This is a genomic window from Shewanella sp. 10N.286.52.E4 (assembly GCF_041468785.1).
GTDB lineage: Bacteria > Pseudomonadota > Gammaproteobacteria > Enterobacterales > Shewanellaceae > Shewanella > Shewanella electrodiphila.
This window is the reverse complement of record NZ_JBFRJJ010000004.1, coordinates 64,657-76,906: the sequence shown is the minus strand read 5'-3', so window position 1 is coordinate 76,906 and position 12,250 is coordinate 64,657. Positions and strand designations below refer to the sequence as shown.

The window sequence follows — 12,250 nt, the reverse complement described above, 5'->3', positions numbered from 1 at the left end:
GTCAATTATGGCGTTAACCACTAAACTAACAAATGACCACACAGTGCAATCACTGGTAGTGTGACTAAAGTACGTAGAATAAATACCACAAACAACTCAAAGAAGTTTACTGGGATTTTACTGCCAATTAATAACGCGCCAACTTCACTCATGTAAATTAACTGAGTAACAGATAAAGCGGCAATCACAAAGCGGGTTAAGTCTGATTCAATAGAGCTGGCTAAAATTGATGGTAAGAACATGTCTGCAAAACCCACAACGATGGTGGTTGAAGCCACATCAGCTTCAGGTATTTGTAGCAGTTCAAGTAACGGGATAAATGGCATGCCTAAATAATCAAAAATAGGCGTATTTTCTGCTAAAACCAAGGCAACAGTACCAATGGCCATGACCACAGGAATAATACCAAACACCATATCGACGACATTCTTAACACCTTCTTGTAGAACATGTTTAACGCCACCAGCACGAGATGCTTTATTGAGTGCTTGCTCAAAGCCCCAAGACATTACCCCATGTCCCTGTGGGATCATTTCATCATCAGGGTGACGAGGCGTGTTATCTATGTATAAATCTTTTTTCCAGGATAAAGGAGGCAATTTAGGCACAATAATGGCCGCAACAAAACCTGCTAAACAAACCGTTAAGTAAAAAGGCACAAATAAATGTTCAAGCTGAACTTGTGAAATTACGACTAAACTAAAGGTAATTGATACAGCAGAGAAGGTCGTACCGATAACCGCAGCTTCACGTTCAGTGTATAAACGTGTCTCGTATTGTTTGTTGGTCATTAAAATACCAACGCTGCCATCACCTAACCAAGACGCCATACAATCGATAGCACTTCTTCCTGGTAAGTTGAAGATGGGACGCATTAGCTTGGTCAGCATAGTGCCGAAAAACTCTAATAAGCCAAAGTTCAGTAACAGAGGTAATAACATTCCAGCGAAAATGAATACGGAAAATAGCACTGGAAGAAGGTCGTTCAGTACTAATGCCCCAGTATCAGCAGAATAGATTGCCTCAGATCCAATTTCTAAATAGGTTAGTACAATAAATACAGCACCCAAAATACGTACGATTAACCAAAATGGCGACACGTTGAGTAGGGTATTTAAAAAGGCGCTTTCTTGAACCAGTTTAGGTTTAATGATTTTACAAAGTACCGATATGATTGCCATAAACACGACGATACAGGTGACAATCAGCGGTAAAATCTCGGCAAATTGGCTCTGAACCGCTTTAGACATGATAGCAATTGGAATCGTAATTGCGTCGTTATAGCTTATCGGTGTCATGAATAATAACAAACCGATCAGTGACGGAATGATAAAGGTCAGTATTGTCTTTATGTTATGTTTTTGTTTTTCTTGAGTCACTTTATATATGCCTTACCCATTGACCAAATTTTTATGGTTGATTATGTCTAACCGTCCGGTGGGGAAACTGCTGAATGTCCATTCAAAGATGCGTTAAGCGAGGCAAGGTTACCTGCTTATCTAGCCTATGTAAAACTATTCACTTTAACGAATAGTTATTGAGTTATTTTGCTTATCTATATTCTATAGCTTTCGTTGGTAAATGCACGAATTAATTCCTTTGTAATCATAATGTTGCGGTGTTGTTTTGCGTGGGTTTTGCGGGTGTTATTTAGGTTGAGTGCGGTTGTTTTAACTTTGAAGTGTTTTCAACTTCGGCAGATTTACGATATTTTATTAAACTAAGTTAGTAAACATTAGACGTGGATAGAGGTTTTATCAATTATGATTAAGTATGATAGAGCCGAATTTACAAGGAACTTACCTAGTTGTGATAATAAATAAAACGGAAAAGATTGCTAGATTAGCTTACCTATTTGGTTTGCTTGGTCTGTTCGGGCTTTTTCTGGGTATTGTAATATCGGTTTTAGTTGAATACATACAGTACGGTGACAAGTACAGTTTATTGCAGTTTTCTCTGAGTGAACTCGGTACTTATAATCGTTCATCCACTGCGATATTGATTAATGGCGGTTTGTTTTTTGGCAGTTTGAGTTTAACCATGAGTTGCATATTTGGTTTACAGATGAGCCAGCGGTTAAGTGGTGGCTTATTATGGTTATCCTTAATTATCACGTTCATTTCTCTTGCGGCTATCGGCTTATTTCCTCTCAATGTGCATCACTTACACATCCAAGCTGTTTCTATTTATATCTACTTTGGGTTTTTCAGCGCGGCTTTATGTATTATCGAATGTGCTATAAAACGAAAAGCCGCATTGAGCATGCCGTTTATATTCAGCGGTATTATTTTACTGATCCATGGCGCCATTTTATCCCATGAGTATTGGCGTGAAAGTTTGGGTGCTAAGCCCATATCTGATGGTATGTTGTTTCAAGCGATAGTGTCTCAATCACCTAAACCGGAAGTGTGGTGGTTATCAATTCTATTTTGGTGCAGTATTGTGACGATGTGGCTATGGATGTTGAGTATTTGCCGGTGGTATTTTCTACCCCACCGACAAATGAAGGCTAATTGATACTGTTGACGATTAAGCGCTTATTACACTTGCGCTAATCCAGCTTGACCGAACCAGTAGCCATTACATTGTTGAGTGTTAATATGACTGAAAGGCAGTTCGTAATTATCGTCAACCACATCATGAGATAGTGCGTTTGTTAGCTCATTTGCAAGAGCAAGACATGCAAGACTACTTGGCGACACTCTAAAGTAATCGACCCCCATTTGCTGCATCGATATTATCTCTTGGGTCAAATCAATATTCGCAGCCGACTGAGTTTGTATACCGTTTAACCTTAATAGCGCTTGTTGTTCTTGGGTTTGAGCTAAAATCCCTTTAGGGTGCTGCTGACAAATTGTTTCGCAGTTATCTTTATTCAAACCAAAATGTTTTGCGGTAAAACAACGAGCCGAATGAGCGAGTGGAATATATCCATGGCCCATGACTTCGACTTCGAAGCTTGCCTTGGTTGGCTCACTAATGACACTTTCTAACCAAGCTTTTGATAATTCATAAGGCATGACAAACCGCTTCATACCCATGGTTTGTAAAATGTCTAAACTGGCACGATTATAGTTATTAATCGTAGGGCCGCAGATAAAAGGAATATTAGCTTGTCTAGCAAGTTGCACGGCTGCCATGTCATTGGCTTCAATACTAAACTCACCATTATCAATATGCTTTTTAAGTTCAGTTAACTCTGACTGTGCTTCAATTAAAGCCATAGTCGATAACACTACGTTTTTGCCATGGCTTTTGAGCATATGTGCCAATTCAAGGTAATCTTTGAATTTTAAAAAGCGGCGGCGACTGCATACTGTTTCACCAAGATAAACAGTATCAATCTGGCTATTCGCAGCCTGTTGATAGAAATCTTCAATAGAGGCTTTATCCCAGCAATAGCTTACTGGCGCGAGAGATATTTTCATTATTTTTACCTTACTGCCATTGACGTTCGTATGCGCCTAACGTGGTGACTTGCCCTTCAGAAACTTTAGCGAGTACTTGATTCCATCTAGCTTGCTCTGTAAATGACTCAGGGTGTGTTAAAAAGCTATCAATCGCTTCTCGCCAAACTCGGGTGACTTGCTCTACATAGGCTGGGCTGCGCTGTCTTCCTTCAATTTTTAAAGACTTTATCCCTGCCGATGCTAATTGTGGCAGTAAGCTAAGAGTATTAAGGCTTGTAGGTGACTCAAGTAAGTATTTGGCTTGTGTTTGATTTTCAGCGATATAGCGGCCTTTACACACAACTGGGTAACCTAATTGCTGATCAACATCAGAGGTATCAATGAGTACTTCATTTAAGCGTGTTAAACATTTATCACCTTGTTCTTGCCATCTCACATGTTTTGCTGGAGAGCACGAACCACCCGTATTGGGTGATTGACCTGTGACATATGAAGATAAGTGACAACGGCCTTCGGCCATAATACATAGGCTGCCAAAGGCAAAAACTTCAAGATCAACGGTACTATTTTTAGCTAAGTCTTTAACTTGCTTTATGGATAGCACCCGTGGCAACACTGCTCGCTCAATATTGAAAGCCTGCTGATAGAAGTCTAATGCGGCTAGATTGGTTGCACTGGCTTGAACTGACAGGTGCAAGGGTAAATGAGGGTAGCGTCGACTGGCGTAATCCAATAATGAGATATCGGCAGTGATCAGCGCATCCATCCCTATGTTGGCTGCTAAATCAATCGCTTGATACCAACGGGATTCTTCACCAGGTTTTGGGAAGGTGTTTAATGTTAAAAACACCTTTCTACCTTGGCTATGTGCCAGTTTAGTGGCTTGTTTTATTTGTTCAGGGGTGAAATTTAGTCCCGCGAATGAGCGGGCATTGGTATCATCTTTTAAACCAAGATAAACCGCATCTGCACCAGCTCTAAAAGCGGCTTTTAATGAAGCTAAATTTCCTGCAGGGCACAAGAGTTCCATTTTCTCTCTCTCAAATTGCTGTTGCAAGGGAGTGTAAAGTTGAATGACGTCACATGAATTGATTTGAAACAGGTTTCAATTGATAAAATGTGAGTAAACTAGCTTAAATTTAAATCTAGGCAGTGTAGGAGTTTTAATGTCTCTCGGTTTCTCAAGTAAGCTCGCGAAAAATGTACTTGGTTTAGCACCCAAAGTGGCCACTCAATCATTATCAATTGTTCCTGAAAAACTCAAAATGGATGTGTTAGCTAAGTTGCTAACATTGACGTTATCTGAGCAAATTAAGTTTGGCGAATTAGACTTTTTAAAAGGAAAGTGGGTTGCGATTTCAGTGCAAGACATTGGCTTACATTTTGAGCTCAGTTTTGATGGCCAATTATTATTACGTTCATTAACTAAGGCTGATGTTACATTTACTGCTAATGTTCCTGAGTTATTACTGGTTGCAGCAGCCAAAGAAGATCCTGATACCTTATTTTTTCAGCGCAAATTACGGATTGAAGGCGATACCGAGCTAGGCTTAGAAGTGAAGAACTTATTATTAGGTATCGAGTTAGAAGCCCTGCCTCAGCCTGTGAGAGTAAGCATTGAAAAATTAGCCATTACTTTGCAAACCTTGCAAAGCTATTCTGATGGCAGCAACACTGCAACTGCATAAAACGAACCAATCGATAAATGATAAATGATAAAATTTGAGCAATAAAAAAGGCGCTATCTAAGCGCCTTTTTTGTATCTAATGCTGGAGAAATTGTTTCGCCGTCAAGATTAATTGAGCGAGTTTAAGTTAAACCTTACCTGTAATGACTTGGTACTTATATTTAAGCTCTTCCGGCGTTTCTGCATGAGCAGGATCAGGATCAATACAATCAATCGGACAAACCGAAATACAAGTCGGCTTGTCATAATGCCCTACACATTCGGTACAAAGCGCAGGGTCTATCTCATATATTTCTTCACCCATAGTAATGGCTTCATTTGGGCACTCTGGCTCACACATGTCGCAATTAATACAGCTGTCGTCAATTAGTAATGCCATCTAGTTCATATACCTTATAAAATTCATCTGTAACAATTGCTTATGTATATTCCTTATAATGGTAAAAATTACCCTGTCCCGACTTTCAATGATTCATACAGCGGATTTTCATGCACTTAACCATGAATAATGACCTGAATGAAGACAAAGACTTAATAAGCGTTGAATGACTGCGCTGATCTAATGCGTTTTAACACGCTATAAATCTTTCAATCGATGATTATATCACACAGAGATAGCCCGCCTAGGGTTAAGCGAGAAATTCACCGGCTAGCGCATGTTTTGCAGTGGAGATTATCGCGACCACTGCTAATTCAATGAAAGGATTCATTTTTGAAGGGTTTGACCCTCTATTTCAGATTATGAAGTGAATGAGTTCGCTACTATTATGTAGCAATTATCATTTAGCTACTATGATTTAACTAAGCCCTCAGAACCACTTTTTGCTGACTTATCGAGAATAAAAAATGGAAGATAAAAGCCCAACCCAGCAACAGTATGATGATGTTTTATCATTTTCAGATCGATTACATCAATCAGGGTGCGCACCATACTCAGTGGCGAAATATACTCAGTCTTATGCGGCTCATCATCAGATAGATATCGCCATTGATGTTACCCCAACTAAAATTGTGACCATTTTCGAGCAACCCACTCAAAAAATGGTGATGCAAACTAAAAATCCACCGTCAGTCAATTTACGCAATTTGGTGGCAACCCTAAAGGCAATACACTCAAAAGAAAACTATCAAGGGGTGCCGAGTTACTCAAATTTTACTTTAGGCATTGCCAACCTATTACTGCCGCCTTGCTATTTGATGCTGGTGGGGAGCACGTATCTTGCGGCAATGATTTCGGTTTTTTTAGGGTTAATCGCCTGGTTAGCTCAACTAATGTGCACCGGGCAGCGAGCAATGCTGGTTGAGTTCATTGTGGCGTTTATTGCCAGTTTTGTGGTGGGGATATTAGCCGCTCAATTTCCTGAGTTACCGGTGTTAGCTTTATGCATCTCATCCATTGTGCTGTTTATTCCAGGACTTACTGTCACCAATGGTTTAGCTAGTCTTGCCTTAAATGACTTTCGCTCAGGCATAGAGTTATTGGCCCAAAGTAGTTTGGTGGTAATAAAAATATTCATTGGCGTGGTGATGGGCTTAGGCTTATCAAACTTGCTTGTCGGCCATGTAGCCGCTGCGCCATTTATTAATGAAATCCCTTTAGGTTTGCATATTCTGGCGTTAATTGGCATATCGGTTGCGATTGGACTGATTTTTAATGCCAGTTGGCAAGACATTATTATTGGCCTGCCCGCTGCTGCAGTTGGCATGTGGGGGCCACATTGGTTTACCTCTGATTGGGTTATCGGCACTTGGATTAGCACCATGATTATCACTCTTTATGGGCTGTTAGCCGGTAAAGCACGTAAAGTGCCTGCGTTAGTGTATATTATCCAAGGGGTGATCATTTTAGTGCCAGGAAGCCGGATCATCGTTGGTGCCAGTGAGTCATTCTTTGCCACTGCAATATTGCCTATCCCCAGTATTGGTATGTCAGCATTATTGATGTTTTGTTCGATTATGGCAGGGCAGATCATGGTTTATTCTATTTTCAATGACCGCTTTTTGTTTAACCATAAACGCAACTAATCGATATTAATTGAGAAAAACTAAACACATGAAAAAAGCGCCTAATGGCGCTTTTTAGTTGTCATGTTTTGTCGACGTTTTTTGATTATCGATTAGACTGTCACATCGCGACGAATTGCTCTGCCAGGCTTAGCATCCATAAGCAATTGTCCCTTATCAATAATCGATTGGCCATTGACTAGTACATGCTGCATACCCACTGAAAGCTTATTGGGCTCAGTAAATGAGGCCATATCTTTAAAGCTATTGAGATCAAATACCACTATGTCAGCATCTTTACCCACTTGCATACGGCCTTTGTTACGCATTTGCGGCACAGCATCTTCGATGATATGACACGCATTGAGGCTGGTGCGCTTCATTGCCTCGACTAAATTGACTTCTTTATACTCAACCACGTATTTATTTACAAAGCGGGCAAAACACCCGACCGAGCGGGGGTGAGCAAAAGCATCGTTAGGCAATGGCCATACATCACCTTCAATCAATTTACCTTTGCTGTCCATCCACGGCATGGCATCAGAGGCAATAGCGGCGTTAGGAAACAACACCGAACGCTTCATCATGCGTAAGTCTTCTTTACTGTCGTCAGGCTTTAAGAAGTGAATAACGATCACTTCACCAGGGTTGGTTTTTCGTAGTTCATCGATTTTGGTTTGGGTCATAGGTACGCCATTGGCTTCCATGTAACTTGCATCGGGAACGCCAAAGCGGTCAATCCATTCTGGGCCAGCAAATAAGGCCGCGCCCACAGGTGTTGAGCCTGCGCCATAGGGGTAAGCTTCAGTGGTAATCGGCAAACCAGAATCAACAGCTTCTTGCACTAGGTCGGCGCAATCATCAATGTCTCGCACCGAGGTACTGTTGAGGTGACAAATATGCATATGTGCCCCAGTGGTGGCGGCTAAACTGATTAACTCTTGATAGGCTTCAAAGCTTGATCTGGGCTCCATGCCGTTGGCATAACGTACATGGGTGAAGGTCGGTACATCAAAACTTTTGGCCAGTTTAGCTAAGCCGTAATACTCTTTATGGCCATAGGCGGGAGCATAACCGCCATTAATACCAATCCCTAAACCACCTTCTTTTAAGCCTTGTTCAACATCAGACAATATCGTATTTAGCTGTGCGTCGGTGGCGAGATCATTTTGCCAATTTTTTAAACTAAAGGCATTCTGAAACCAAGTAATGGTGCCATCTGCGGGCGAAATTTCACTTTCAATTGCCATAATGCGGGCATAGGTCCAAGCTACTGAGGCGCCGTAGTTTATTGGGCGACCTTCTTTAGCGGTGTCATCATAATACTTACCAATGGGTAATAGGCCTGATTCCAACTCAAGGGCGGTGGTGACACCATCGAAGGCTTGAGCTCTGGCTGCGGGTAATTGTTGTCCATGGGCGTGAAGGTCGATAAAGCCTGGGGCAACCACAAGCCCGCTGGCATCAATGACTTTTTTACCTGTGAGCTTTTCTGTCGATATAGCGGCAATTTTGTCGTCTTTAATGCCTACATTGCGTACGGCATCTAAACCCGTTTCGGCATCAATGACACGGCCATTAGTAATCACTACATCAAACGGGCCTGTTTGATTTGGCATTAACTCTGGCTTTTGTGGACCCTTGTTAGTTTCTGCTGTGGCAGTCGATGAAAGTGTTATTGCAGCGGCGCCAATAGCCAGTTTTTTCATGGTATCGCGCTTGGTTTGATCAACTTCAGCGGTTAATTTGTCATCTTGATTTAACTCGGACATCATTTACTCCTTTCTCGCCAATATCCTTGATTATCATGCTATTAATTATCAGCCAAGCATTTACAGCTTGTCATTAACAGCTTTAGTGGGCCGTTTACTGCATAGTCGTTTTATATTTAAACCACTAAGCTAGCTAACTTTTCACGCATTATTTTTTCGTCCATGCCACCTTTGGGGGCAATAAAGACTAAACGGGTTACTCTTGCTTCATCGTGTTCCCACGGCTCGCCAACAGTGACATTGGCGCGTTGGCCAGTACATTGAAATATACAACGATGATCAGGTCGATCAGATAAATTTAAAATACCTTTCATGCGGTAGGCATCGACTGAAAACTGCTGTAATAGCGGATAGAGGCTTTGTAAAGACAGCGGCTTGTCGGTTTCGAAGCTAAAAGTATCAAAGCTGTGGTTTACATGGTCATGATGGTTGCATTGGCTGTGGTCATGGTCTGCACCTTGGTGCTGACAAGTATGCTCATGGCTAAGTTTTACTAACCGCTCAGGTACATCAAATAAAATCGGTAGTGCGACGTTTCCAAACTCCATTTCAACCAGTTTGGCAAAAGGGGCTTGGGTTTGGCACCATGCTTTAACTTTTTCCAGCTGCTCAGTTGCCACTAAATCAACTTTATTAACTAACACGATATCGGCGACTTGTATTTGTTGCTCTGACAAGCTGGCCATTGAACCTTCTAAACTTAAAATATTCTCAGCATCGATAGTGGTGATAATCGCGTTCAATGGCGCGTGTGCTTGTAGTTCAGGATCTTCAAATTGCAATGCCACTTCTTTAGGTTCGGCAATACCTGAGGTTTCAACAATAATATGATCAGGGCGCTCTTCAAGTGCCAGTATGCGCATCACTGAGACCACTAAACCTTCGGCAAGATTGCAACACACACAGCCATTTTCGAGGCTAATCATATTGTCGCTTTGGGATTTTACTAGCTCTGCATCGACATTAATTGAACCAAAGTCATTTACGATAACGGCCATACGCATGCCATCGGCATTGGTTAGGATATGGTTTAACAGGGTGGTTTTCCCGGCACCTAAAAAACCCGCTAAAATGGTCACTGGAATAGGTTTTTTATTCATTGACGTTTCTCTATATGATTTACTTTTTAACGAAAAAGCTCGGTATTACCCGAGCTTTATGATTTTAGGCATAATGGTTATGCAACCACTGGATTACGAACTGCTAAGCCAGGATTTACATCTAAATGCAATTCACCATTTTCGATAATAGGTGTACCATTTACGATCACATGATGCATCCCTTCTGAGAGTGCATTAGGCGCATCAAAGGTCGCTAGCACTTTGATTTCGTCAAGTTTAAATAAGACTAAATCAGCATCTTTACCCACTTGAATACGGCCTTTGTTTTTCATTTGAGGAACACTGTTTTCTAATATTCGACACGCATTTAAGCTCGTACGCTCCATCGCTTCGAGTAGTGTAACTGCTTTGTATTCATTGAGGTATTTACTGATAAAGCGAGTAAAACAAGCAAGCGATCTTGGATGAGCAATAGCATCACTTGGTAATGGCCATACATTACCTTCGATTAATTGCCCCTTAGGATTCATCCATGGCATTGCATCGGATGCAATGGCTGCGCCTGGAAATAATACTGAGCGGTCCATTTTATGGCGATCGGATTTACTTTCATCAGGTTTTAAAAAGTGCATTACTACCACTGTACCTGGCGCATTTGCTTGAAGCTCAGTGACTTTTTCTTGTGTTAAGGCTTTACCATTTGCTTCCATGTAGCTTGCACTTGGCACTCCCCAGCGCTCTAGCCAATCATCACCGCGGAAAACTTCTGCGCCGATCACTGATGAACCAGCACCGTAAGGATAAGCTTCTGTTGTCACCGATAAGCCTGCATCAACCGCATCTTGAACTAAATCAGCACAATCTTCGATATCTTGCACTGAGGTACTGTTAAGGTGACAAATATGCATGTGTGCACCGGTGGTTGCCGATAAACTGATCAGTTCTTGGTAGGCTTCAAAGCTTGATTTAGGCTCTGCGCTATTTAAGTAACGCACGTGGGTATAAGTAGGCATTTCATAGCGTTTAGCTAGCTTTGCTAATTCGTAGTACTCTTTATGGCCATAACCTGGTGCATAGCCAGCGTTAATACCAATGCCCAAACCTCCCTCTTTAAGGCCTTGCTCAACATAGTTTAAAATGGATTTAAGCTCATCTTTTGTCGCAAGGGTGTTTTGCCAGTTATTTTTAGAAAATGCTTGTTGAAACCAAACAATCGTACCGTCTGCTGGTGGCATTGTGGGCTCTTTTGCCGTGATACGAGCATAAGTCCATGCAACAGAGGCGCCGTAGTTAATAGGGCGGCCCTCTTTGGCTGTGTCATCATAGAATTTAGCAATAGGTAGCAACCCCGACTCCATTTCAAGAGCGGTGGTTACACCATCAAATGCTTGTGCTCGTGCAGCCGGAAGCTGTTGACCATGCGCGTGCATATCAATAAAGCCCGGCGCAACCACTAAGCCTGTGGCATCAATGACTTTTTTGCCTTGTAATTTATCTGTTGAAATGGCGGCAATACGATTGCCTTTAAGGCCGACGTTACGAATGGCATCTAATTTAGTTTCAGGGTCAATGACCCGGCCATTTTCAATAACAATATCAAATGGGCCCTTTTCATTGGCCATTAGCTTAATTTGCTGCTCAGTAAGTTTGTCTGATGCGGCTTGCAAAACTGAGGCAAATGGAAGCGCTGCAGTACCAACAGCACCCGCTGCAAGCTTAGTTAGCGTAGTACGCTTTGACTGGTCGACATTGTTAGTGGTTAAATCATTTAGCTTGGTATCGTCTTTCATTTTTTATCCTCATTTATTCATGCAATAAAAATAGTAAAAACTGGCAACATGTGAAACGGCAAGCACCATAAAAGCTACTTTAAACAGCTTTGCTCTAAATTTGGATAATGTAAAGCACGCTTTGATACTTTTGTTGCGCAATCGTGTCTTTGGGGCGAATAATAAATATTTCAGGGCTTAGGGTTACGGCTTTGTTAGCTTCGGTTGCTCGTATCGCTTTGAGTTTGTTACTGATATTGCGTTAATGATAAAATTTTGCCGCTGTAAAACTTATTACAGATATTAATTAATAGCATAGATTAGAGGAACTCACATTTGAAGGGTCTAACCCTTCAAGTTTTGACCAACCTTGGCCAATAATAAATAAATGATAGGTGATAACTGACTAAATGATAGGTCATGAGTTTTTATATGTAGTAGGCTGGATCTTGAGTGGGCGATAGAGTTGGGTAGGTGATAGAGTTGAGTAGGTGATAGAAGTTGAGTAGGTGATAGAAGTTGAGTGAAAGGTAGAGATTGAGTCAA

At 41.4% G+C, this 12,250-nt stretch carries 10 protein-coding genes; 3 read left to right on the top strand and 7 right to left on the bottom strand.

The window, feature by feature from the left end; genetic code table 11:
- Nucleotides 1-20 precede the first annotated feature (20 nt).
- Entirely contained in the window at nucleotides 21-1,298 is a 1,278-nt protein-coding gene (locus AB4153_RS01745; RefSeq protein WP_102526969.1) for a YjiH family protein, read from the bottom strand.
- A gap of 511 nt (nucleotides 1,299-1,809) precedes the next feature.
- Here AB4153_RS01745 and AB4153_RS01740 point away from each other — a divergent pair.
- A complete protein-coding gene (locus tag AB4153_RS01740; protein ID WP_133146617.1) occupies nucleotides 1,810-2,517 on the top strand; it encodes a hypothetical protein in 708 nt (235 codons plus the stop codon).
- Nucleotides 2,518-2,540: 23 nt separating this feature from the next.
- On the opposite strand, the gene AB4153_RS01735 is transcribed toward AB4153_RS01740, so the two are convergent.
- Both AB4153_RS01735 and AB4153_RS01730 read right to left on the bottom strand, forming a co-directional pair.
- A complete protein-coding gene (locus AB4153_RS01735; protein ID WP_371996157.1) occupies nucleotides 2,541-3,428 on the bottom strand; it encodes a U32 family peptidase in 888 nt (295 codons plus the stop codon).
- A gap of 10 nt (nucleotides 3,429-3,438) precedes the next feature.
- On the bottom strand, nucleotides 3,439-4,440 hold the full coding sequence (locus AB4153_RS01730) for a peptidase U32 family protein (RefSeq protein ID WP_102526927.1): 1,002 nt from the start codon (nucleotides 4,438-4,440) through the stop codon (nucleotides 3,439-3,441).
- A 136-nt stretch (nucleotides 4,441-4,576) separates the two neighbouring features.
- On the opposite strand from AB4153_RS01730, the gene AB4153_RS01725 reads away from it, so the two are divergent.
- Nucleotides 4,577-5,098 carry an SCP2 domain-containing protein gene (locus AB4153_RS01725; protein WP_229368935.1) on the top strand — a complete coding sequence of 174 codons (522 nt, stop codon included), beginning with the start codon at nucleotides 4,577-4,579 and terminating at the stop codon, nucleotides 5,096-5,098.
- Between the two features lie 127 nt (nucleotides 5,099-5,225).
- Here the strand turns inward: AB4153_RS01725 and AB4153_RS01720 are convergent, their stop codons facing one another.
- A complete protein-coding gene (locus AB4153_RS01720; protein ID WP_229368934.1) occupies nucleotides 5,226-5,477 on the bottom strand; it encodes a YfhL family 4Fe-4S dicluster ferredoxin in 252 nt (83 codons plus the stop codon).
- A 467-nt stretch (nucleotides 5,478-5,944) separates the two neighbouring features.
- Between AB4153_RS01720 and AB4153_RS01715 the strand changes: the two genes are divergently transcribed.
- Nucleotides 5,945-7,123, top strand: coding sequence for a threonine/serine exporter family protein (locus tag AB4153_RS01715; protein ID WP_102436178.1), 1,179 nt, complete (start codon nucleotides 5,945-5,947; stop codon nucleotides 7,121-7,123).
- A 92-nt stretch (nucleotides 7,124-7,215) separates the two neighbouring features.
- On the opposite strand, the gene AB4153_RS01710 is transcribed toward AB4153_RS01715, so the two are convergent.
- From AB4153_RS01710 to AB4153_RS01700, 3 genes are all read right to left on the bottom strand, one after another.
- On the bottom strand, nucleotides 7,216-8,874 hold the full coding sequence (locus tag AB4153_RS01710) for an amidohydrolase family protein (protein ID WP_055023740.1): 1,659 nt from the start codon (nucleotides 8,872-8,874) through the stop codon (nucleotides 7,216-7,218).
- Between the two features lie 116 nt (nucleotides 8,875-8,990).
- Nucleotides 8,991-9,974 (bottom strand): GTP-binding protein, encoded by a 984-nt coding sequence (locus AB4153_RS01705; RefSeq protein ID WP_055023741.1) that lies wholly within the window; start codon nucleotides 9,972-9,974, stop codon nucleotides 8,991-8,993.
- A 77-nt stretch (nucleotides 9,975-10,051) separates the two neighbouring features.
- Nucleotides 10,052-11,725 (bottom strand): amidohydrolase family protein, encoded by a 1,674-nt coding sequence (locus AB4153_RS01700; protein WP_055023742.1) that lies wholly within the window; start codon nucleotides 11,723-11,725, stop codon nucleotides 10,052-10,054.
- Nucleotides 11,726-12,250 lie beyond the last annotated feature (525 nt).

Bases quoted from the DNA above. Each gene is read 5' to 3' on its own strand.
- AB4153_RS01720 (WP_229368934.1), bottom strand. From the start codon at position 5,477: ATGGCATTACTAATTGACGACAGCTGTATTAATTGCGACATGTGTGAG.
- AB4153_RS01730 (WP_102526927.1), bottom strand. From the start codon at position 4,440: ATGGAACTCTTGTGCCCTGCAGGAAATTTAGCTTCATTAAAAGCCGCT.
- AB4153_RS01745 (WP_102526969.1), bottom strand. From the start codon at position 1,298: ATGACACCGATAAGCTATAACGACGCAATTACGATTCCAATTGCTATC.
- AB4153_RS01725 (WP_229368935.1), top strand. From the start codon at position 4,577: ATGTCTCTCGGTTTCTCAAGTAAGCTCGCGAAAAATGTACTTGGTTTA.
- AB4153_RS01705 (WP_055023741.1), bottom strand. From the start codon at position 9,974: ATGAATAAAAAACCTATTCCAGTGACCATTTTAGCGGGTTTTTTAGGT.
- AB4153_RS01700 (WP_055023742.1), bottom strand. From the start codon at position 11,725: ATGAAAGACGATACCAAGCTAAATGATTTAACCACTAACAATGTCGAC.
- AB4153_RS01710 (WP_055023740.1), bottom strand. From the start codon at position 8,874: ATGTCCGAGTTAAATCAAGATGACAAATTAACCGCTGAAGTTGATCAA.
- AB4153_RS01715 (WP_102436178.1), top strand. From the start codon at position 5,945: ATGGAAGATAAAAGCCCAACCCAGCAACAGTATGATGATGTTTTATCA.
- AB4153_RS01735 (WP_371996157.1), bottom strand. From the start codon at position 3,428: ATGAAAATATCTCTCGCGCCAGTAAGCTATTGCTGGGATAAAGCCTCT.